Here is a 22,787-nt window from a genome sequence, read left to right as displayed (position 1 = left end):
TAAGTAAGATTGACTTTTCTATTTTTACGCTGCATATAGAACGATTATGAGACACGACTGGACTAAAGAAGAAGTTTTAGAAATATACAATAAGCCATTAATGCACCTTTTATATGAGGCTGCAACAATACATAGAGAATCACACAACCCTAATCAAGTACAAGTTTCTACTTTACTGTCTATAAAAACAGGTGGATGTCCAGAGGACTGTGGATACTGTCCTCAAGCGGCACGTTATCATACTGATATAGAAGGAAATGATTTAATGTCTGTACAGCAGGTAAAAGCACAAGCTTTGCGTGCAAAATCTAGTGGTAGCTCTCGTGTATGTATGGGAGCAGCATGGAGAAATGTAAAGGATGGACCAGAATTTGACCAGGTGTTAGAAATGGTACGTACAATTAACAAACTAGACATGGAGGTTTGCTGTACACTAGGAATGATTACAGAAAATCAAGCTCACAGACTTGCTGAGGCTGGATTGTATGCATATAATCACAACTTAGATAGTAGTGAAGAGTATTATAAAGAAGTGATCTCTACACGCGGTTATCAAGATCGTCTAGATACTATCGATAACGTACGTAAAACTAACGTGACAGTTTGTAGTGGTGGAATTATAGGAATGGGAGAAAGTGCTGAAGATCGCGCAGGTATGTTAGTAGCGCTAGCTAGTTTGAGTCCACAACCAGAGAGTACTCCTATCAACGCATTAGTAGCAGTTGAAGGAACGCCGCTTGAAGAACAAAAACCAGTTTCTATATGGGATATGGTGCGTATGGTAGCAACAACCCGTATTGTAATGCCACAAACCCAAGTGCGTTTAAGCGCTGGTCGTACTCAAATGACTAGAGAAGGACAGGCAATGTGTTTCTTTGCAGGAGCTAACTCCATATTTGCCGGTGACAAATTATTAACAACGCCTAATCCTGATGTGAATGAGGATATGGAGATGTTTAAACTTCTAGGTCTTGAACCTATGAAGCCTTTTGTTAAAAAGGCTCAACCAGAAACTGTTGAAGCACAGTATTCAGAATATAAAGCACTGGGCGAAAAGCCTAAATGGACGCGTCCAGGTCATAAAATCGATCGTAATGAAGAGGCAAAGCTGGCGGCAAAGACTGCAAAAGGTTAAACTTATCGTTACTTTAAAAGCTATTTCTATAAACTGGATAGATTAATTTTACGTTATATCTTCTATGCAGCAATTGAATTTAAAAGACATACCTCGAGTAAGGACTATGAGTAAAGAAGATTTTGTAAGAAATCATCTCAAGCCACAGCGTCCTGTTGTCATAGAAAAATTAACTGAAGACTGGAAGGCTTATCATAAATGGAATCTAGAATATATAAAGGAAGTTGCAGGAGATAAAACAGTGCCGCTGTATGATGACAGACCGGTAAAGCATGATGAAGGTTTTAATCAGGCTCATGCAGAAATGAAAATGGCAGATTATGTGGACCTGCTGAAAAGCAAGCCTACTAATTTCAGGATTTTTTTGTACAATATTTTAAGCGAAGTTCCTGTCCTTCAAGGTGATTTTAAGTTCCCTAAACTAGGAATGCGACTGATTAAAGGATTGCCCATGATGTTTTTTGGCGGTACAGATTCTAGAGTCTTTATGCATTATGATATTGATTTTACTAACATATTGCATTTTCACTTTCATGGTAAAAAGCGCTGTATCATTTTTCCGCCAGATCAAAGTAAGTTTCTTTATCGGGTGCCACATTCATTAATAGCACGAGAAGATATTGATTTTACTAGTCCAGATTTTGAAAAGTGGCCTGCCTTGAAACAAGCGCAAGGTTATGTATGTGAATTAAACCATGGTGAAATGCTTTATATGCCAGAAGGTTACTGGCATTTTATGCATTATCTCACGCCAGGTTTTTCTATAAGTTTGCGCAGTTATCCACGTAAGTTAAAAAACCTAGGTAAAGCATTATATAATTTAGGATTTATGAGGTATTATGATAACTACATGCGTCGTAAAAAAGGTCAAGACTGGATTGATTATAAAAATCAGCAAGCTGTCATACGTACACATAAAAAGCTAGGCATTAAGGGATAAGCTGTTTTACCTTGTCGTAGACTAAATCTCCTTCCCAACCTCTGTAAAGTAAATAATCGGCTAGTTTCTTACGTTTGCGATATTTGTCCTTTTCATTGTGGAGTTGTTCATAACGCTTTCGCGAAAGCGTATCAAAAGAAACTTCATATTCTTCAGGATCAATTTCTTGTAATGCTATTTTAATATTACGTTCTGCTATTTTACGTAATTTAAGTTCGCGCACAATTCTGTTACGTCCCCAATGTTTGTTACGAAATTTCCCTCTAGCAAAGCTTTGTGAAAAGCGAGTTTCATTTAAGAATTTGTGCTCAATCAGATGTGGGATGATTTCATCGATGGCTAGTTGAATCATTCCCATTTTACGCAGCTTATCTTCAACTTCTTTATGACAGCGTTCTTGATAAACACAATAACGCTCTATCGCTCGAGTAGCTTGTTCAACGGTGAAGGATTCTTGTTGCATAGAGCAAATATAGTAGTTAAGTAGATAGTCCCAATTTTAAAATTAACCACAAAAAAACGCCTATAAACTTGCGTCTATAGGCGTTTTAAAAGGTTTAGAGCACTTTTCCATCCTTATCTGTAAAATTGTATTCTAGATAAGTGTAAGCATCTCTAGGCGATACTTTGATCCATTTTTTGTGATTCATAAACCACTTAGAACGTATGGAAGGATAGCCTTTAGTGATAAATGCTGCTACAAAAGGATGCGCATTAAGCGTTATCTTTTTATGCCCATTTTTTAAATGTTTTTCTAACTCTTCCTTAATCTTATCGATAATAAGAATAGGAGCTTGAATTTCATTTCCATTGCCATCAGGATTCTCTTCTCGAGTCTTGATATTCATTTCTTGCCTTACACGCTGTCTAGTAATTTGAATTAATCCAAATTTACTAGGAGGAAGTATTTTGTGTTTAGCACGATCTTCAGACATTTCATCTCGCATGTGTTCATAGAGTTTTTTTCTATGTTCTGCCTGGCGCATGTCTATAAAGTCAACGACTATTATACCACCCATGTCTCTTAATCTTAATTGTCGCGCTATTTCACTAGCGGCGATAAGATTAGTTTCTAGTGCGGTGTCTTCTTGACTATTTGCTTTGTTAGATCTATTTCCAGAGTTAACATCAATAACGTGCATGGCTTCAGTATGTTCTATGACAAGGTAAGCACCTTTACTCATTGAAACCGTACGGCCAAAGGACGTTTTAATTTGTCTCTCAATACCATATTTTTCAAAAACAGGTGTACGAGGATTGTGATATTTAACAATGGACTCCTTGTGAGGAGCAATAGTTTTAAGGTAATCTTTGATTTCAGAACATACTTCTTCATCGTCTACAACAATAGACGTGTAGGTGTCATTAAAAACATCTCTCATAATTGAATTAGTACGACTGACCTCAGTCATTACTTTAGAAGGAAAATTTGCTTTGTGCAATTTTGCACACATGTTTTCCCATTTTGTGATAAGGTTCTGTAAGTCCTGATCCAGTTCTGCTACTAGTTTGCCTTTTGCAACGGTACGTACAATAACGCCGAAGCCAGCAGGCTTAATACTTTTAACAAGTCTTTTAAGTCGGCTCTTTTCTTCACGATCTTCTATTTTCTGTGAAATAGAAATACGATCTGAGAAAGGAACAAGAACCACATATCTTCCAGGTATAGAAAGCTCTGCGCTTAATCTAGGTCCTTTTGTGGAGATAGGTTCTTTAACTACTTGTACTAGAATAGGTTGGTTAGGAGCGACTACATCTGTAATGCTACCAGATTTTTCTAATTCCTTTTCTAGTTTAATATCTTTAAGTGCATAATTCTTGCGTCTACCGCTCAGAATTTGCTTAGTGAATTTAAATTGGGTAAGGTATTGTGGTCCTAGATCATGATAGTGTAAAAAACCATCTTTTTCATAGCCTACATTTACAAATGAGGCGTTAAGACCAGATAAGACCTTGCGTGATTTTGCAATAAATATATCGCTTACCGCAAATTTATTTTCATCTTCATCTTGGTGTAACTCGACTAGTCTCCCATTTTTAGTTAGGGCATAGTCGACCTTAGTAGAACCGGAACGGATAATAATTTCTTTATCCATGATTCCAATTGTTAGTTTCATAATCAATTAGTGATTATAAAACAGTTATACTTTAAATATTGTTATAGATATCATATCTATAACTCTACGAGTCATATCCCTATAACTCTATGTCAATGAACTTGAGGTTGTAATTATATCAAATGGTAAGTAGCTCCTTAATAGATACAAGGTACCACCACGACTTTTTTAAAAAGCGTGCAACTTAAAAGGTGACAACTGTACCAGACTTTGATATAAAAAGAAAAAGTAGTGAAATACTACTTTTTCTTCTTGTGACGGTTAGCGCGACGACGCTTTTTACGTTTGTGGGTTGCTACCTTATGTCTCTTTCTTTTTTTACCGCTTGGCATATCTCTTATATTTTTACTTAACTTTTACTCTTGTTTTCACACCTTCTACAAATACTTTAGCAGGTTTAAATGCTGGTATATTGTGAGCTGGTATTTTAATCGTTGTATTCTTGGAAATATTACGTCCAGTTTTCTCAGCTCTTGTCTTAACGATAAAGCTTCCGAAACCACGTAGATATACATTCTCTCCAGATTCTAAGGAACCTTTTACTTCATTCATGAAAGATTCTACAGCTGCCTGTACATCAGTCTTTTCCATTCCCAACTTATCTGAAATTTTAGATACGATATCTGCTTTAGTCATGTTTAAATTGAATAATTAATTAATAGGGTTTGTTAAACAGGGCGCAAATATACGGTAATAATACAAATACAATTCTCTAATTGATTAAAATTTAAGAAGATATATCTTGCGCTCTCTTAAATAGATAAGCAATGAGTTTTCAACAACAACTTATAAAATGGTATGATATACATAAAAGAGACTTGCCGTGGCGTTCCACTCAAGACCCTTATCGTATATGGCTCAGCGAGGTAATTTTACAGCAAACTCGTGTAAATCAAGGCCTACCATATTATAATAGGTTTGTAGAAACTTACCCGACTGTAAGAGATCTGGCCGCAGCGCCACAAGAGGATGTGCTTAAGTTATGGCAAGGTTTAGGCTATTATTCTAGAGCCAGAAATTTGCACGCGGCCGCTCAACAAGTCGTAGAAATGGGTGGTATTTTTCCTGATTCTTATAAAGATTTATTGAAATTAAAAGGTGTAGGCGATTATACCGCTGCTGCTATCGCCAGTTTTGCATTCCATGAGGCAGTACCTGTAGTGGATGGTAATGTTTATAGAGTATTGTCTAGAATATATGGTATTAGTACGGCTATTAATGTGACTGCAGGTGTTAAAGAGTTTAAAAATTTGGCAATCCGGTTAATGGATCATAACCAGCCGCATGTTTATAATCAGGCGATTATGGAGTTTGGAGCAATGCAGTGTGTGCCTAGAAATCCTGATTGCACGGTATGTCCCTTTAAAGATGATTGTATGGCTTATAAGGACCAGCGTATAGAGGAGTTGCCCGTAAAAATCAAAAAAACTAAAGCTAAAAATTTACATCACCATTACATTGTGTTGCAAACACCTCAAGATAAAACCTTGCTACAAGAACGACCACAATCTGGTATCTGGGCAGGCCTGTTTGAGTTTCCCTTTATAGAAAGCGATGGAGCTCTATTGTCAGTAGAATTTAGAGATAAACTACAAGAACAGGAATGGTGGTCGGGATTCCGCTTTCGCGAAAGCGTATATAATCAAGATCCCATTATCCACAAGCTATCGCATCGTAAGATACATGCTTATTTCTGGATTGTTGAAATAGATCAAGAAATAGAAGAAGGTATTACTATTCAACAAGCATTTCAAAAACCACTACATATTTTAATGCATCGTTTTATGAGTTCGTTCTGGAATTCTTATCTTTAAGATTAATTATCTTTACACGCTTGATATTAATCAAAAAAGTATAAAATGGCAGGAACAGTAAACAAAGTGATTCTTATAGGACACACCGGTGATGAAGTGAAAATGAAGTATTTTGAAGGTGGGAATTGTATAGGTCGTTTCCCGCTAGCTACTAATGAAGAGTACGTTAATAGAACTACCGGTGAGCGTGTTTCTAACACAGAATGGCACAATTGCGTGGTACGTAACAAAGCTGCCGAAGTTTGTGAGAAGTACCTGAAGAAAGGCGATAAAGTTTATATTGAAGGTCGTATTAAAAATCGACAGTGGACTGGTGAAGATGGACAGCAGCGTTATACGACTGAAATCCAAGTGCAAGAATTTACATTTCTAACACCTAAAGGTGAAAATGGAGCACCAGGTCAATCACAACAGCATAGAGCGGCACAGCCGCAACAAGCCAGTAGGCCAGTGCAACCACAGCAACAACCTAACCCAAATTATCAAGCAGCTCCTGCTCCTGCGGTTAGTGATGAAGAAGATGATGATTTACCATTTTAATTTTAGCTAGTGGATCCCGATTCAGCACATTTATTAGTTGCTATAATTTCTGGTTCTAGTGAACTAGTGTATTTTTTAGTTTTTATTATACTATTAATTTTGAGCGCCATGGTAAGTGGTGCCGAGGTTGCTCTTTTCTCTCTAGAGACGACAGACCTTGAAGAGGAACGTCCTGATTTTCCAAGACGTGAACTAGTCGCAAAGCTGCTTGCTAGACCTAAAAAACTGCTGGCGACCATATTAATAGCAAATAATGCCATCAATATTACTACAGTTCTTATTTTTAGTATTCTTTCAGATAGTTGGTTTGCCTCAATAGGAACAGAGTGGTTAAGGTTTGTACTAGAGGTTGTTATAGCCACCTTTTTAATATTGCTCTTTGGTGAGATTTTACCTAAGGTATATGCAAATCGCAATGCAATGAAGTTTGCAAACTTTATGGCAATACCACTCAACATATTAGATAAGTTATTCAGCTTTTTGAGTTTACCTATGCGATATGTAACTATTCAAATTCATGAACGGTTAGGGAATAAGAAATCTAGTATAACGGTTTCTCAACTCTCTCAAGCATTAGAGTTAACAGATCATCACGACACTACAGATGAAGAACAACAATTACTGCAAGGTATTGTAAGCTTTGGTAACACCGATACTAAAACAGTAATGCGCAATAGAACAGATGTTTTTGCACTGGATGAGAGCATGCCGTTTAAAGATATTATTACAGAGGTTATATCTAATGGTTATTCTAGAATACCCGTTTTTAAAGAAAGTATTGATCAAATTACAGGTGTACTTTATGTAAAAGATTTATTACCTTATATAGACCGTAAAAACTTTGAATGGACTAAACTATTGCGCGAGGTTTACTTTGTGCCAGAGAATAAAAAACTAGATGACTTACTTCAGGAATTTCAAGAGCAAAAGAAGCATCTTGCTATTGTAGTAGATGAATATGGTGGCACTAGTGGTTTAATATCACTCGAGGACATAATTGAGGAGATTGTAGGAGATATAAGTGATGAGTTTGATGATGAAAATCTAGTCTACTCAAAACTTGATGATAAAAATTTTGTTTTTGAAGGTAAAACACCTTTAAAAGATTTTTATCGTATTATAGAATTAGAAGAGTCTCAACAAGAGCTATTTGATAATGCAAAAGGAGAATCAGAAACTGTTGCTGGATTTTTACTCGAGCAAACAGGTTACTTTCCTCGTAAATTAGATAAAATAACTTTTGAAGGATTTACGTTTGTGGTAGAGTCCATGGATAAAAAACGCATTAAACAAGTAAAATGTACCAAGCCTTAAAATTACTTTTAATTCTAATTACTGTTGTCTTATTAGCCAGTTGTGGTAAAGATGAACTACAGCCTAAACCAGAGGCAAAACTAGCTCTTCAATATCCGTCACCAGAATATCAACAACTTAATAAGGCTGATTGCCCTTTTACTTTTAAGGTAAATTCTTTTGCGAGAGTACTATCAAAGAATGACTGCTCCATGAAGATAGAATACCCGTTTATGGATGCTACCATATATATGGATTATGCCCCAGTAAAAGACAATATAAGAGAACTATTAATAGATGGTCAGAAACTATCCTTTTCTCATAATCGTATGGCAGATGTTATTGATGATAAAGTATATATCAATCCTGATAAATCTGTGTATGGGATGATGTATGCTATTGAAGGTAATGCAGCATCAAACGTTCAATTCTATTTAACAGACAGTGTTCAAAACTTTATAACGGCATCGCTTTATTTTGACCGTGCACCTAATTACGATTCTATATATCCAGCTGTAAATTATATCAAACTCGATATGCGCAAGATGATGGAGTCCATGGATTGGAAATAGTATAAACATATAATTGTATTCCATTTAAGAAATAACTATCATTTAGTTTATTAAAAAGAATGACCTTTGAGCTTTCTGCAATCTCATGGATAATTCAAAGCTCAAATACATTTACCTCATTATTCTTAGTTTAATTTGGGGAACATCATTTATACTTATAAAAAAAGCATTAGGAGATGACGGTTCAGGTAATCTTGTATTGCAACCACTACAACTAGGTGCTGGTAGGACGATTATCTCTGGATGTATTTTAATAGTTATAGGTTGGAAATCATTTGCAGCCACAGATCGCAAAGACTGGAAATGGTTATTTGTTTCGGGATTATTAGGTACATTTTTCCCTGCATTTTTATTTGCATATGCACAGACAGAAATAGATAGCGCCATAAGTGCCATTCTTAACTCTACAGTACCATTAATTACACTTATAATGGGTGCAGTCATATTTGGTATTGCTTTTTCTCGCACACAATTATTAGGCGTTATCATTGGGCTAGCTGGAGCGATTGCTCTAGTATTCTCTGGTATGAAAAACAATCCAGAACAGAACTACCTTTTTGCGGGATTAGTATTTATTGCCTGTACATGCTATGCGAGTAATGTAAATATTATTAAAAGGTATTTACAAAACATTAAACCGCTCGCTATTGCAACAGGTAATTTTATATTCATCCTACCTCTGGCAATTATTGTTTTCTTTAGTGCTGATGGTGCTTCACTAGAGTTTACTAGTGAGCCAGTACTTAAAAGTCTAGGCTACATCATAGTGCTGTGTATTTTTGGAACTGTCGCGGCAAAAATCATGTTCAACAAGCTTGTTCAGATTACTTCTCCCGTATTTGCGAGTTCTGTCACTTATCTTATGCCTGTGGTAGGTTTAACATGGGGAATGCTGGATGGAGAGACCTTTAGTATCTGGCAAGTTCTTGCAACTATGGTCATCATATTTGCTGTGGTACTGGTTACAAGAGACAAAAAAAAACCAGCAACTAAATAGTTACTGGTTTTTATAATAAAATTTATGTTTTACACGCTTTCGCGAAAGCGTAGTAACAATAATCTTTCTAGAAATCAGAATCTTTTAATCCTGGATTTACTTTAAGGTCTTTTAATTCAAATGTAAGTTCACGTCCCATCATAGGAATAACCATTGATGTAGGGAATTTTACACCTGCATACTCTTTAAAGTCAGAGAATTGAGTTACAACTTTTGCCTCGCCTTGCGGTGTCATACTAGTCGTTTCAGTTCCTACTAGAAGTCCAGATTCTGTGTCATAAAAAGATTTTTTAAGATCATTCCATTTGATAACAAAAACGTTGTGATCACCTAGTCTTTCTGCACCATCTAATGTGGCCATATCTGCATGGTACAATTCTGGGAAAAACATTGCTTCTGTCTTCACGACCTCTAGCATATCTCCAGAAAGTTCTTGAGTTTGTCCCATACCACTTATGGTACCTTTTCCATCTTTATAAACTTGCTTGTTTAACTCACGTCCACCCATTTTCATAACCATTACCCAGTTATCACCTTTTTGGCTTTTAGTATCCATGATTACTTCTCCCATAGGAGATGTAAAAGCAGAGAATTGAGAGATGTCATTAATTTTCATTACAGCATCTTTACCACCTATAGCTTTAATGTAGTTGTCTAAAACAGTTTGAGCTGTTAAACCTGCTGGAATTTCAATAGTAGATGGGCGCTCAGTCTCGTTTGCGTTTTTATCATAAAATTTGATAGGTACTGGCTGTCCATTAAGAGTCATTTTTTCAAGTGGTTCAAGAATGTCTCCTGCTTTACCTACTAAAACGATACGTATTTTATCTGGGCTTAGATACTTGTTTGCCACACGCTTCACATCTTCTTTAGTTACTTTATTGATATTAGCTATAAAGTTCTTATAGAAGTCTTTATCTAATCCATTTTTTTGAATATTGATAGCACGATCTGCAACTACTGATTTGTCTTCAGACTGCATGATAAAATTACCTAAGAATTTTGCCTTTGCATTTGCAAGCATCTCATCTTCTACATATTCATCACGTATTCTATTTAATTCTTTGAAAGTTTCAACAACGGCGCTGTCAGTAACTTCATTACGCACTTTGGCAGTTGCTCTAAAAGTACTTTTGTAATTTCTACCAGCACCTATGCTAGAGCGAGCACCGTAAGTGTAACCATGTTTTTCACGTAGATTGATATTCAAATATGATCCAAATGATCCACCAAACACATAATTAGTCACTAAAACTGCATAATAATCTGGATCATTCATTTTTAAGTCTGAAAGACTCATTACAGCAAGTTCTGTTTGAACCGCATTAGGTACGTCGATCAAGTTGATTTGTGTTTCATCAACATCTGATAAAGTAGGTAAAGTAGGTTCTGGAGCAGTACCTTTTTCCCATTTACCAAAATACTTTTTCACTAATTTTTAGCTTCTTTGTTTTCAATATCACCCGTGATGATAAGATATCCGTTTGAAGGCTTGAAATAATCTGCATAGAATTTTTTAACATCTTCTAGAGTAACATTGTTTACAGTTTCTTCAGTAGCAAATTCACCAGCTGGATGATCTTTTCCATAGACTAATGCACTGCGCACTTTACCTGCAATTGCAGCAGCGCTATTTTCTCCTGATTTTAATCCTTCTAATAACTGAGATTTTTCAAAATCTAGTTCTTCTTGAGTGAAGTTAGGTTTAAAAGCAGCCTCTGCAAATAAACTAAATACATCATTCTTATATTTTGATAAACTAGAAGCAAAACCACCACTAGTACTAACACTTACAAAAGCACCGAGAAAGTCTACTTGTTCATTAAATTTTTCTTTAGAAGTTTCAGTTGAACCTTTACCCATTATAGAGCCTGTTAATGACTGTACACCAGCTTTATCTCCTTCAAAAACAGGTGGATTGTTAAGGTCTAGACTCATGTTAAATGTAGGTAGCTTATTATCAGTAACTACAAGTACTTTTAAACCATTTTTAAGTTCAAAGGTATACGGCTTACCTAGATTTATTTCTGGAGTTGGACCAGAAGTAGGCATTTGAGATCGGTCTATTTGTGCAATGGCACCTGCTCCTGTAAGGAGTAATACCATTAAAAATATAAATTGCTTTTTCATTGTTATATTATTTTTTAGTAATGGTAAATTCAGTTCTTCTAGATTGCTCATATTCTTCATCAGTACATGTCTTGCTTTCACAATCTACCACTGGATTATCTTCTCCACGCCCTACAGCTTTTACTCTACTGGCAGCAATACCTTTAGATATTAAATAACCTTTAACGGCATCTGCTCTTTTTTGAGATAATGTTTTATTGTAACTATCGCTACCTTTGGTGTCCGTATATGTTTCTGCTAGGATTTCCATTGATGAATTTTTCATCATCATATTAACGATACGATCTAACTCTTTAGAAGCGCTATCTGTGATTGTAGCTTTGTCATTATCAAAATATATTTTGTTGATTTGTAGTTTGTTATCTACAATCTTAACCTCATTTGCAGCGGCAGCCATTTCTTCTTCAGTTGGTGCGCTACCTGCTAGGTAGTCTAACTCTAACCGTTGATTAGGTTTTAAATACTTATTTGCAACTCGCTTAATGTCTTCACGAGTAATGCTTCTATAAATATCTAATTCTTTGTTGATTAAACCAGTATCACCTTTAAGCATATTATATGTAGCAAGAGATGCCGCGATTCCTTCTACTCTAGAATTTGAGCTTACAAATCTAGTTTCAAATTGATTTTGAAGTTTTTGATATTCCCTTTCAGAAATTAATTCTGTCTGAAGTTTTACAATTTCTTCATCCATTACTTCGGCTAGTTTTTCTAAAGACACATCGCCTTTAGAAAGAGCACCCATTGTATAAGTACCATAATCTTGGTTAGACTGTGCAAATGCTAATACTTGTAAAGCTATTTGCTCTTCTTCTACCATTCTCTTTTGCATTCTAGAACTTGCTCCACCAGTTAAAACAGAAGAAATGTAGTCAAGTACGTATGCATCACGGTCTACAGATTTAGGAGTAATATAGGAGAAGATTTTTACAGGAATCTGGATATTTGCATCATACTCGGTTGCATAACGAGTTTCAGTTATCGGTGCTTCAACGATTGTCTTACGCACATTACGAGGAGCTTTGTTAGGAATAGGACCGAAGTAATCTTCAATCATCTTCTTAGTCTTCTCTATATTAATGTCACCAGCAACTACTAAAGTTGCATTATTAGGATTATAGTATTTATCGTTAAATTCTTGAAATTCTGAAAGCTTTGCAGCATTTAGGTCTTCCATAGAACCTATTACACTTTGTCCATAAGGATGTGATTTGAAAAGGTGCTTATCAATACCAGTTCTATAAAGAATTGCTCCATAAGGTGCGTTATCAATACGCTGGCGCTTTTCTTCTTTTACGACCTCGTTTTGAGTGTCTACACCTATTTGTTCAATTTTGGGATGTAGCATACGCTCACTTTCCATCCATAATCCCATTTCTAGATTGTTAGATGGAAACGTCTCATAATAATAGGTACGATCTTGTGTCGTGTTAGCATTATTGCTTCCACCGTTTGCGCTTACAATGTCAAACCACTTACCGCGCTCAATGTTCTCTGTTCCTTCAAATAAAAGGTGTTCAAAAAAGTGAGCAAATCCTGTTCTACCTGGATCTTCATCTTTTGCACCTACTTGATACATAACTCCAGTTGTTACAACTGGCGCACTATTTTCTTGATGCAAGATTACATGCAATCCGTTAGGTAGATCATACTCAACGTACTCCACTTCTTGTGCAAATCCCGACACAGCAATAAAAGCTGCTGCAAGACTTAAAACAATTTTTTTCATTTTGTGATTTTTACGATTGTTACTTTTAGTTAGTGTTTTTTCTATATGAAACGTTACAGCTTTCTTATAGAATTCTCAAAAATAGCTGTTAACTACCTATTTAGGAGTTAAAGAAAGGTCAAATAGACTAGGATATCGCTCATATTGATGTAATTTAAAATCAATCAAAAATCAACAATATGTTATTTTCAAAAAACACACTTAAAATATCCATGAGCATAATAGCTCTATTAATAGCTTATTTTTTAATTATAGCTTCCATTGGAGTGGCAGATAAAGTTTATTTAAGCTTTCTTAATGCGCCTATTATGGCTATAGGGTTATATCTTATAATACGAAGTGTTTATAAAGCACAACCCCAAGATTTCAAATACATGGATGGATTTCTATCTGGACTCGCCTGTGGATTCTTAATTTCAGTGGTTTTCACTGTTTTTATGGCCATTTATTTATTTGAGGTAAACCCTAATTTAGTAAAAGAAATGAGCGCCTCCATTCCATTAGCTTCTGGGACTGATGAAGTAGGATTGCTTTTATTCATTTTCTTATCAGGTGTTTCTACTGCGATAGTGAGTTCATTATTAATTATTCCTATCTTTAAACAGTCTTGGAATACTAGAGGTGTCAGAAATTCACAAAAGCCTCTTAATCAGAATTCTTAAGGTTAAAAGTGTAAATTTTACGCTTTCGCGAAAGCGAATTTTAAAAAAGTTTGCTAATTACCAGAATAGCAGTATATTTGCGTCCATTTTTTAACAAAGTTAAATTACAATTATGTACGCAATCGTAGAGATAGCAGGGCAACAATTCAAGATCGAGAAAGATCAGAAGTTGTTTGTACATCGTTTACAAGAAGACGAAGGAGCGACAGTTTCTATCGACAAAGTTCTTCTTTTAGGCAATGACAACGACATCACTCTCGGCGCCCCAGCTATAGAAGGAGCATTTGCTGAAGCAAAAGTTCTGGGACACCTTAAAGGTGACAAAGTAATCGTTTTTAAGAAAAAACGTAGAAAGGGATACCGTAAGAAAAACGGTCACCGTCAATCATTAACACAGATTCAAATCTCTAGCATCTCTGCTACGGGTGGTAAGAAATCTACTGCTAAAGCAGAGAAGAAAGCACCAGCAAAGAAGGCAGCTCCTGCAAAAGAAGCAGCTCCAGCAGCTCCTAAAGCAGCAAAGAAGGAAACTTCTAAAGCTGACGATTTAAAGAAGGTAGAAGGAATCGGACCTAAGATTGCAAGTACTCTTAATGAGGCTGGTATCACGACGTTTGCAGAACTTGCAAAAACTGACGCGGCAAAGATTTCTGAAATCATCGCTGATGTACGTGGTAATCACATTACAGATTCATGGCCTATGCAAGCTCAAATGGCTGCAGATGGTAAATGGGACGAATTAAAAAAATGGCAAGACGAAGCTAACGGCGGAGTAATGCCTAGTTAATTAAAGTAGAACACGATATCATTTACAGATATCCTTAAAATTTATAACCATGGCTCACAAAAAAGGAGTAGGTAGTTCGAAAAACGGAAGAGAATCTCATTCAAAACGCTTAGGTGTTAAGATTTTTGGAGGACAAGCAGCAGTAGCTGGTAATATTCTTATCCGTCAGCGCGGTATGGAGCACCATCCAGGTGAAAACGTATATGCTGGTAAGGACTTTACATTACATGCAAAAGTAGATGGACTAGTGAAGTTTACTAAAAAAAGAAATAATAGATCTTACGTTTCTATCGTACAGGCAGAAGCTTAAAAGCTAATTTTTTCATTAAAAAATCCCAAGTCGCTTGATATGACTTGGGATTTTTATGTTTTATAACAATATGTTATAGCTTATAAGCTCTGGTTTATTTAATCAAACCTTTGTCGCTTAAGACAATCACTAATGAGTCTATAAATTCACGCTGTTTCAGGGAACCCTTATTTTCAATTTGTATGGTGTAAAAATCTGTAAAACTAGTTTTGTCTATTAATGTGGTGTCTAATAGTATATCTAAACTAGTTGTAAGTCTTGACACTGGCCAGTCAGTCATTTGAATAGAATCATTGGTAATTTTAAGGCCAGCATCGCCATATATGCCGCCAGCATTACCACCTTCAATAAAGCCTGATAAGTTTTCAGTATTAACTTCTTGTCTAGGGAAGTCTGTTGAGCAAGAACTTACAGCTATACTAGTGAGTAGTAGTGAAAAATAAATACTTAAGTTTTTCATAAGTAGTAATGTTTAAAAGTAAACGATATGTTTAATGGTATAGTATATAATAAAAACAGCCAGTAAAAACATTCTCATTGATGAGGATATTTTACTGGCTGCTATAGCTATTGTTTAATAGGCCTTACGGTCTACCTTTCAATCTTTTCTCAATTTTCTGCTTCTTAGCAGTGAGACGTTTCATAAGATCCATGATCTCTTCGTCTTTGTTCTCTTTGTAAATATCATTTAAACCTAGGATAAGGTCCTTTGCTCTTCTTGATGCGTGGACTCTATCACTGGTTGACATGTTACTCATTGTTTCAGTTTCAAAAGCTAATGCTTCTTCGATAATCTTCATAAATTGTTATTAATACGCTTTCGCAAAAGCGTAGTTACAATATCCGCGCCATTTGCAAAAAGTGTTAAGTTAAAAAATAAAACTTAATACCCAAGCAAAAGGTGAAATATTAATATCTATAATATTCTGGCTTGAAAGGTCCTTCAACCTCTACACCTATATAGTCAGCTTGATCTTTCTTAAGAACAGTAAGCTCTGCACCCATTCTTGAAAGGTGTAGTGCAGCTACCTTTTCATCTAAATGTTTAGGTAACATGTAAACCTCATTCTTGTAAGCGTCAGCATTTGTCCATAACTCGATTTGGGCAAGTGTTTGATTTGTAAAGGAATTGCTCATTACAAAACTAGGGTGACCAGTTGCACAACCTAGGTTTACTAGACGACCTTCAGCCAGTAAGATGATATCTTTACCATCGATTGTGTACTTATCAACTTGTGGTTTAATTTCAACCTTAGTATCACCGTAATTCTTATTCAAGAAAGCAACGTCTATTTCATTATCAAAGTGACCGATATTACATACGATTACTTTATCACGCATACTTTTAAAGTGCTCACCACGTATAATATCTTTATTCCCTGTAGTTGTAATCACGATGTCTGCATTACCTACTACGTTCTCAAGTTGCTTTACTTCAAAGCCATCCATAACCGCTTGTAATGCACAGATAGGGTCAATCTCTGTTACTGTTACGATAGATCCAGCACCACGGAAAGATGCCGCAGTACCTTTACCTACGTCACCATATCCACAAACAACTACACGTTTTCCAGCAAGCATAGTGTCAGTTGCACGACGCACAGCATCTACAGCGCTCTCGCGACAACCGTATTTATTATCAAATTTAGATTTTGTTACAGAGTCATTTACATTGATTGCAGGCATTACTAAAGTACCGTTTTTCATACGCTCATATAATCTATGAACACCAGTGGTAGTTTCTTCAGATAATCCATTGATTCCTGCAGCAAGTTCTGGGAACTCATCAAATACCATATTAGTTAAATCACCACCATCATCTAGTATCATGTTCAATGGTTTTCTGTCCTCACCAAAGAATAGTGTTTGTTCAATACACCAGTTGAATTCTTCTTCACTCATTCCTTTCCAGGCATATACCGGTATTCCAGCAGCAGCAATTGCAGCAGCAGCATGATCTTGGGTTGAGAAGATGTTACATGATGACCATGTTACATCTGCACCTAGTGCTACTAAAGTCTCAATAAGTACAGCTGTCTGAATAGTCATGTGTAGACATCCAGCAATACGGGCTCCTTTAAGTGGTTGTGATTCTTTATATTCTTCACGTAATGCCATAAGACCTGGCATTTCAGCTTCTGCAAGCTCTATTTCTAATCTTCCGTACTCAGCAAGAGTAATATCTTTTACTTTGTAAGGAACGTATGGAATTGTGTTTGTACTCATAATGAATTTTAATGTGTTAGCTTTATGTCGTTGATATGTTTAAAAATCAACAAATTAAAAGCTGTTATTTGCTTAAATTGCGGCTGCAAATTTACAAAAAACTAATCGATTCTCGTGCCTCTTTACAAAACCCTAACAAATAGAGAAAATACCAACGTATATATCTGGAAAATAACAGAGTCCGAGGCGTGGTTGCGTACTGGTCTAGACTTATCTGAAAACTCTATAAATAGATTGTTTACCATGAGCTCAGAGCTTCATAGAAGAGGCTTTTTGAGTATAAGACACCTCTTGAGAGTAGCTGGTTATACTGATCAAAATTTATATTATACGATAGATGGTAAGCCACACTTAGATGATGGTAAAAACATATCAATAACGCATAGTTATGAATTTACTGCAATTATCGTTAGCGATGCTGCAGTAGGTATTGATATAGAAAAACTGAGGGATAAAATTCAACGTATCGCTTCTAAGTTTGTAGGTTACGAAGAACAATTTGTAAAAGAGCTTGATAATCCCATAGAAGCCCTGACGGTAATTTGGGGTGCCAAAGAATCTATGTATAAGCTTTACGGGACTAAAGGTCTTGGGTTTAAGGCACATTGCTTTGTAGAGCCTTTTGAAATAGATATACAACATACGATGTCTAGAATTGTTTATGAAGGTGATAACTTAAAGTTTGATGTATATTTCCAGTCCTTAGAAAACTTTATGATGGCTTATATACTACCAGCTTACAATGCATAAAATTTTAAGAAGTATTCATAAAGCATCGCGGTCGATGGCTTTTTTAATTGACCCAGAAAAAACTAGCATTAATAACTTAATAGATACGTTTGATCACATTAATAACCTTAGAGTTTTAGTACAAAAAGAGGTGAATGTGGATCATTTTGTTGTTTTTATAGGTGGCAGTACGATGACTGATGTAAATCTTGATAAATGGATTACTGCTGCAAAAGAAATAATAAAGATACCGATCATTATCTTCCCTGGTTCTTACCATCAACTGACTGAAAACGCTGATGGTGTTTTATTCCTCAATTTAATTTCTGGCAATAATCCCGATTATCTAATAGGTCATCAACGACAGGCTGCTGCTCAATTGTTAGAAAGTGAACTGGAAATTATACCAACAGGCTATCTATTAATAGATGGTGGTCATGAAAGCGCTGTTCAACGTGTTTCTCAAACCTTACCACTACCTCAGTATAATCCAGAATTTATAGTTCATACAGCATTTGCTGGACAATTAATGGGTAATCAAATGATCTATCTAGAAGCTGGTAGTGGTGCTATCACACCGGTACATCCTGCAATTATAAAATCTGTGAAAAATCAATTAGATATTCCTTTAATAGTTGGTGGCGGCTTGCGATCTTTACAACAATTAGAATCGAGTTATCTAGCAGGTGCTGATATGCTAGTTATCGGTACAGCTATTGAACAAAAAACTACCTGGAATTAAAAACTAACCATGAAAGCATCCATTGAACTTACCATGTCACCATTACAGGATGACTATGAACAGCACATTATAGATTTTATTAAAAGGCTACGCGAGTCTCCATTCACTGTATTGGAGAATCCACTAGCAACACAGGTTTATGGAGAGTTCATTCCCATGATGGAATTTTTAACTCGAGAAATGGCTATAAGTATGGAACAAACTAAAGCTGTTTTATTCTATATGAAAGTAGTAAAAACAGATCGTCATGATTATGAACCGTTTTTCTAGATGAGTGATGCTGTAGAGTTTCTTTTTGGTCAGTATAGGGATTATGAAATTTCACATATCATACTAGAGGTAGTTGCTATTATGGCATCTGTAATTAGTGTTATTTACTCTTTTAAAAATAAGATATGGGTATTCCCCTTTGGAATTTTAAGCACTCTAATTTTTGTCTACTTATTGTTTCAGTGGAATTTATTGGGCGATATGGTAATCAATGCTTACTATTTTATCATGAGTGTTTATGGCTGGTATATCTGGACGCGCAAGGTAGATGCAACCCATCAAACACCTATAACTACTACAAAAAGTAAAGAATGGATCTATGGCTTTTTACTATTATTATCTACAGCACTAGGGATCTATATTTTGTATTATACGACCGGCCGCTTAGAAAATATTGTGTCTTATATCGATATGCTTACTACAGGTATATTTTTTGCTGGTATGTGGTTAATGGCACGACGTAAGCTAGAACATTGGCTTGTTTTGATGGTAGGTAACATTATTTCTATACCGTTATATTTTTATAAAGGATACAGTTTCAGTGCGCTACTTTATATATTTCTCGCTATTATTGCTTACTTCGGTTATTTAGAATGGAAAAAATACCTCAACAAGCAGCCTATTCTGGAAAGAGAATAGTTTTATATGGACCAGAAAGTACTGGCAAGAGCACGCTTTCGCGAAAGCTAGCTCAACATTACAATACTGCCCTAATAGAAGAATATGCTAGAGAATACCTGCAAGATAAATTTAACCGTACCAAAGAGATCTGCAGTTATAATGATATTTTACCCATAGCAATAGGCCAGCGCATTCTTGAAAACAATGCCGTGATTACTGCAGGAGAATATCTTTTTTGTGATACTGATGTGTTAGAAACTTATGTCTATTGCGTGGCATATTTTAACGAGGCGCCACAAGAACTTATAAATGCGGTGCAAGAATCAAGTTATGAACTATATTTACTGTTAGAGGTTGATATACCGTGGACTCCAGATGATTTGCGAGACCGACCAGAGCGTCGTGAAGAAATGTATGAGCTTTTTCTAGCGGCACTGCATAAATTTAATAAGCCTTATAGAATTGTAAATGGTTTACATGACCAGCGATTTTTTAATGCAATAAAGGCGATAGAAGAAGAGTTGATATGATCAAATTTACTGCACAGCAACTAGTACAATTAGAAAGTAAAAGCATTACTACAGATACTATTTTAAAACAAATTGAACGTTTTAAAATAGGTTTCCCTGCGGTAAAACTGGATCGTCCAGCAATAGTTTCTGACGGTATAGTAAGAATTGAAAATTCTGAACATACTCGTTATCGTAAATTATATGAAGAAAAAATTAGCGATTTACAAATTCTCAAATTTGTTCCTGCCAGTGGTGCGGCCACTAGAATGTTTAAATTTTTACATGAATTTTTAAAGGATTTTGACCCATGCGAGGATTCTATAAATTCTTTTATCAATAAAAATAAAGCGCAGGAACTGTTTACTTTTTTTATTGCATTAGAAAAGTTTCCTTTTTATGATGAGGTAATGACCTCGTTAAAAACGACTTATGATGAATGGCATGCAAAAGCAGACCGAGAGAAAAAACTCCTTTTTGTTAGACAAATGCTTGAGATCGACGGTCTTAATTATGGGTACATGCCTAAAGGTCTAGTACCGTTTCATAGATATAAGGATCATAGTGCTACTGCATTTGAGGAGCATCTTTTTGAAGCCAGTATATATGCTGCAACTAATAACCAAGCTAAATTACATTTTACAATCGCACAAGATTTTAAGGATCATTTTAATGCAGAATTTGAGCGTATTGAAAAGATTGTAGAGTACAAAACAGGTACAGAATTTGAAATTGAATTTTCACATCAAATGTCCTCTACAGATACCATTGCTGTTGATTACAATAATCAACCTATCGTAACTGAGACTGGTGAACTATTTTTCAGACCATCTGGTCATGGAGCATTGCTGATGAATCTCAATGAACTTGATGCAGATGTTGTTTTTATAAAAAATATAGATAATGTAACCGTATCTTCACTAGAACAAGAGGTAGGTGATTATAAAAAATCACTTGCAGGTCTTTTATTAACTCTACAAGATCAATGTTTTAAGTATTTAAGACTTATTCAAGAGAATAAAGTAGATGAAGTTCTTAAAATTGAAATAGAAGAGTTTTTAATCGATCGATTGAGTACTGTATTACCAGCAGATTATAAAAATTTGCTAGAGAATTTCAATTAGAGTATTTATTTAATAGACTTAATCGACCATTGAGAGTTTGCGGAATGGTTAGAAATGAAGGTGAGCCTGGTGGTGGACCTTTTTGGGTTTATAATCAGAAAGGAGAACTTTCTATCGAGATTATAGAAGGTGCCCAAATAGATAAAAGTAATATACAGCAAGTAGCCATAGCAAATAAAAGTACGCATTTCAATCCTGTAGACTTAGTTTGTGCCGTACGAGATTTTAATGGAGTGAAATTCAATTTGTTAGATTTTTGTGATGAGCAGACTGGTTTTATAACACATAAATCTAGACTAGGCATGAATATTAAAGCTCAAGAACTACCAGGATTATGGAATGGTGGAATGGCTTACTGGAACAGTGTTTTTGTTGAAGTTCCATTGATTACATTTAATCCAGTTAAAACGGTAAATGATTTATTAAAACCTGCACATCAAAACTAGATGAATGTAGATCAGTTACATAGAGAAGTAAAGTATAAAGCTGTCACTAGTAGTGGTCCTGGTGGACAGCATGCTAATAAGGTTGCTTCTAAAGTTTTATTAGAATGGGATGCTAGCCATAGTCTTGCTTTTACTGATGTAGAGCTTCAACGTATTTTACACCAGTTACAAAATCGATTGACAAAGGATGGTATCCTACAATTGAGCTGTCAGAATTCTAGAAGTCAATCGAGTAATAAAGAGTTAGTTTTTAAACGTTTTCTAGGATTACTTTATGAGATGTTAGTTGTCCAAAAACCTAGAAAGAAAAGAACCACGCCTAAATCCGTAAAGCGCAAACGCTTGAATGATAAGAAAAAGCATAGCGAGAAAAAAGAAAATAGGCGGTATAAGTATTAGGGAATAATATCATATAACCTGTGACATTTGTCATTTTATAGACGGTCTAAGCTAGCTTACTTTTGTATTATGGAATTACAACATATAATAAAAGAAGCAGTAGCTAAAGCTATATCTTACCAGCAATATAGAGCATTTGTAGATGCACATTCAGTCAATGGAACTAATAGCGGAGATGAAGTCACAGAAGCTCTTGCAGAGTATACTAAATTAAATAATCAAAGAATGAAACGTCTGGATAAGACCTTGAAAATCTTACCAGAAAATAAAGAGTTCCTAGACTCTTTTAATAAAGACGTTATCTTTTTGATAATCACAGAAAGCTGGTGTGGAGATGCTGCACAAACCATGCCTATGATGAATAAAGTTGCTCAGGCTGCTGGAATAGACTTTAAAGTTGTCTTACGTGATGAGAATCCTCTTTTAATGGATCAGTTTTTAACTAATGGTGGTCGTGCGATTGCAAAACTAATTCTTGTCGATAACAATACTGGGTTGCCAGTAACAACATGGGGTCCTAGACCTACTCAAGCAACTCAATTAGTGGCAAATGAAAAAGCTGCAAAAGGAGTACTGTCACCAGAGTTTAAGCAAGAATTACAAACTTGGTACAATAAAGATAAAGGGAAAGACACTGAAAACGACTTAATAAACATGTTAAGAGTGGTTGTGTAACGCGGTATTTTTATTATAAA

At 35.5% G+C, this 22,787-nt stretch carries 26 protein-coding genes and 1 pseudogene; 19 read left to right on the top strand and 8 right to left on the bottom strand.

The annotated features are described in order from the left end of the window. The first annotated feature begins 46 nt into the window (after positions 1-46). On the top strand, positions 47-1,135 hold the full coding sequence (gene bioB, locus BST92_RS05160; protein ID WP_105070484.1) for a biotin synthase BioB: 1,089 nt from the start codon (positions 47-49) through the stop codon (positions 1,133-1,135). Between the two features lie 64 nt (positions 1,136-1,199). Next, positions 1,200-2,075, top strand: a complete 876-nt coding sequence (locus tag BST92_RS05155) for a cupin-like domain-containing protein (RefSeq protein ID WP_105070483.1) — start codon at positions 1,200-1,202, stop codon at positions 2,073-2,075. Here BST92_RS05155 and BST92_RS05150 read toward each other — a convergent pair. From BST92_RS05150 to BST92_RS05140, 3 genes are all read right to left on the bottom strand, one after another. Further along, complete coding sequence (locus tag BST92_RS05150; RefSeq protein ID WP_105070482.1) at positions 2,065-2,538, bottom strand: regulatory protein RecX; 474 nt, start codon at positions 2,536-2,538, stop codon at positions 2,065-2,067. The two genes, BST92_RS05155 and BST92_RS05150, sit on opposite strands and share 11 nt — an antisense overlap. 94 nt (positions 2,539-2,632) lie before the next feature. Then, a complete protein-coding gene (locus tag BST92_RS05145; RefSeq protein WP_105072203.1) occupies positions 2,633-4,171 on the bottom strand; it encodes an Rne/Rng family ribonuclease in 1,539 nt (512 codons plus the stop codon). A 366-nt stretch (positions 4,172-4,537) separates the two neighbouring features. Further along, entirely contained in the window at positions 4,538-4,828 is a 291-nt protein-coding gene (locus BST92_RS05140) for an HU family DNA-binding protein (RefSeq protein WP_036583580.1), read from the bottom strand. 131 nt (positions 4,829-4,959) lie between these two features. Here BST92_RS05140 and mutY point away from each other — a divergent pair, with 131 nt between their 5' ends. From mutY to BST92_RS05115, 5 genes are all read left to right on the top strand, one after another. Further along, positions 4,960-6,006 (top strand): A/G-specific adenine glycosylase, encoded by a 1,047-nt coding sequence (gene mutY, locus BST92_RS05135; protein ID WP_105070481.1) that lies wholly within the window; start codon positions 4,960-4,962, stop codon positions 6,004-6,006. Between the two features lie 45 nt (positions 6,007-6,051). After that, on the top strand, positions 6,052-6,546 hold the full coding sequence (locus BST92_RS05130; RefSeq protein ID WP_105070480.1) for a single-stranded DNA-binding protein: 495 nt from the start codon (positions 6,052-6,054) through the stop codon (positions 6,544-6,546). 9 nt (positions 6,547-6,555) lie between these two features. After that, positions 6,556-7,860, top strand: coding sequence for a gliding motility-associated protein GldE (locus tag BST92_RS05125; RefSeq protein ID WP_105070479.1), 1,305 nt, complete (start codon positions 6,556-6,558; stop codon positions 7,858-7,860). Beyond that, positions 7,845-8,411 (top strand): gliding motility lipoprotein GldD, encoded by a 567-nt coding sequence (gene gldD / locus BST92_RS05120; RefSeq protein ID WP_105070478.1) that lies wholly within the window; start codon positions 7,845-7,847, stop codon positions 8,409-8,411. Before BST92_RS05125 ends, gldD begins: the two co-directional genes overlap by 16 nt. 85 nt (positions 8,412-8,496) lie before the next feature. Next, entirely contained in the window at positions 8,497-9,408 is a 912-nt protein-coding gene (locus tag BST92_RS05115) for a DMT family transporter (protein WP_105070477.1), read from the top strand. Between the two features lie 67 nt (positions 9,409-9,475). On the opposite strand, the pseudogene BST92_RS05110 reads toward BST92_RS05115, so the two are convergent. After that, positions 9,476-11,271: pseudogene (locus BST92_RS05110) on the bottom strand (insulinase family protein). Positions 11,272-11,545: 274 nt separating this feature from the next. Then, positions 11,546-13,267, bottom strand: coding sequence for an insulinase family protein (locus BST92_RS05105; RefSeq protein ID WP_105070476.1), 1,722 nt, complete (start codon positions 13,265-13,267; stop codon positions 11,546-11,548). A 179-nt stretch (positions 13,268-13,446) separates the two neighbouring features. Between BST92_RS05105 and BST92_RS05100 the strand changes: the two genes are divergently transcribed. The 3 genes from BST92_RS05100 to rpmA all read left to right on the top strand — a co-directional run bounded on the left by BST92_RS05100 (position 13,447) and on the right by rpmA (position 15,026). Next, a complete protein-coding gene (locus BST92_RS05100) occupies positions 13,447-13,929 on the top strand; it encodes a hypothetical protein (RefSeq protein WP_105070475.1) in 483 nt (160 codons plus the stop codon). Positions 13,930-14,041: 112 nt separating this feature from the next. After that, positions 14,042-14,716 carry a 50S ribosomal protein L21 gene (rplU, locus tag BST92_RS05095; protein WP_105070474.1) on the top strand — a complete coding sequence of 225 codons (675 nt, stop codon included), beginning with the start codon at positions 14,042-14,044 and terminating at the stop codon, positions 14,714-14,716. A gap of 49 nt (positions 14,717-14,765) precedes the next feature. Further along, on the top strand, positions 14,766-15,026 hold the full coding sequence (rpmA, locus tag BST92_RS05090) for a 50S ribosomal protein L27 (RefSeq protein ID WP_105070473.1): 261 nt from the start codon (positions 14,766-14,768) through the stop codon (positions 15,024-15,026). Positions 15,027-15,120: 94 nt separating this feature from the next. Here the strand turns inward: rpmA and BST92_RS05085 are convergent, their stop codons facing one another. From BST92_RS05085 to ahcY, 3 genes are all read right to left on the bottom strand, one after another. Beyond that, the gene (locus tag BST92_RS05085; RefSeq protein ID WP_105070472.1) at positions 15,121-15,486 is read right to left on the bottom strand and encodes a hypothetical protein; all 366 of its coding nucleotides are present in this window, start codon (positions 15,484-15,486) and stop codon (positions 15,121-15,123) included. A gap of 124 nt (positions 15,487-15,610) precedes the next feature. Then, positions 15,611-15,826, bottom strand: coding sequence for a hypothetical protein (locus BST92_RS05080; RefSeq protein ID WP_036583607.1), 216 nt, complete (start codon positions 15,824-15,826; stop codon positions 15,611-15,613). Between the two features lie 109 nt (positions 15,827-15,935). After that, a complete protein-coding gene (gene ahcY / locus BST92_RS05075) occupies positions 15,936-17,252 on the bottom strand; it encodes an adenosylhomocysteinase (RefSeq protein ID WP_105070471.1) in 1,317 nt (438 codons plus the stop codon). Positions 17,253-17,366: 114 nt separating this feature from the next. On the opposite strand from ahcY, the gene BST92_RS05070 reads away from it, so the two are divergent. The 9 genes from BST92_RS05070 to BST92_RS05035 all read left to right on the top strand — a co-directional run bounded on the left by BST92_RS05070 (position 17,367) and on the right by BST92_RS05035 (position 22,767). Next, positions 17,367-18,002 carry a 4'-phosphopantetheinyl transferase family protein gene (locus tag BST92_RS05070; protein WP_105070470.1) on the top strand — a complete coding sequence of 212 codons (636 nt, stop codon included), beginning with the start codon at positions 17,367-17,369 and terminating at the stop codon, positions 18,000-18,002. Between the two features lie 34 nt (positions 18,003-18,036). After that, positions 18,037-18,723 (top strand): phosphoglycerol geranylgeranyltransferase, encoded by a 687-nt coding sequence (locus BST92_RS05065; protein ID WP_245910869.1) that lies wholly within the window; start codon positions 18,037-18,039, stop codon positions 18,721-18,723. A 9-nt stretch (positions 18,724-18,732) separates the two neighbouring features. Next, positions 18,733-18,993 (top strand): hypothetical protein, encoded by a 261-nt coding sequence (locus BST92_RS05060; protein ID WP_105070468.1) that lies wholly within the window; start codon positions 18,733-18,735, stop codon positions 18,991-18,993. Continuing rightward, positions 18,994-19,632 (top strand): nicotinamide riboside transporter PnuC, encoded by a 639-nt coding sequence (gene pnuC / locus BST92_RS05055; RefSeq protein ID WP_105070467.1) that lies wholly within the window; start codon positions 18,994-18,996, stop codon positions 19,630-19,632. After that, positions 19,587-20,144 (top strand): AAA family ATPase, encoded by a 558-nt coding sequence (locus tag BST92_RS05050; protein ID WP_105070466.1) that lies wholly within the window; start codon positions 19,587-19,589, stop codon positions 20,142-20,144. Before pnuC ends, BST92_RS05050 begins: the two co-directional genes overlap by 46 nt. Continuing rightward, positions 20,141-21,247, top strand: coding sequence for a DUF4301 family protein (locus tag BST92_RS05045; protein WP_342747836.1), 1,107 nt, complete (start codon positions 20,141-20,143; stop codon positions 21,245-21,247). The genes BST92_RS05050 and BST92_RS05045 overlap by 4 nt, the downstream gene beginning before the upstream one ends. A 44-nt stretch (positions 21,248-21,291) precedes the next feature. Further along, positions 21,292-21,693 (top strand): DUF4301 family protein, encoded by a 402-nt coding sequence (locus BST92_RS15425; RefSeq protein WP_342747835.1) that lies wholly within the window; start codon positions 21,292-21,294, stop codon positions 21,691-21,693. Further along, entirely contained in the window at positions 21,694-22,092 is a 399-nt protein-coding gene (gene arfB / locus BST92_RS05040) for an alternative ribosome rescue aminoacyl-tRNA hydrolase ArfB (RefSeq protein WP_105070465.1), read from the top strand. A gap of 69 nt (positions 22,093-22,161) precedes the next feature. After that, positions 22,162-22,767, top strand: a complete 606-nt coding sequence (locus BST92_RS05035; RefSeq protein WP_105070464.1) for a thioredoxin family protein — start codon at positions 22,162-22,164, stop codon at positions 22,765-22,767. The last annotated feature ends 20 nt before the right edge of the window (positions 22,768-22,787 follow it).

Source organism: Nonlabens arenilitoris (assembly GCF_002954765.1).
GTDB classification, from domain to species: domain Bacteria; phylum Bacteroidota; class Bacteroidia; order Flavobacteriales; family Flavobacteriaceae; genus Nonlabens; species Nonlabens arenilitoris.
Note: the sequence above shows the minus strand (reverse complement) of the source record. Positions and strands in the feature narration are given on the sequence as shown.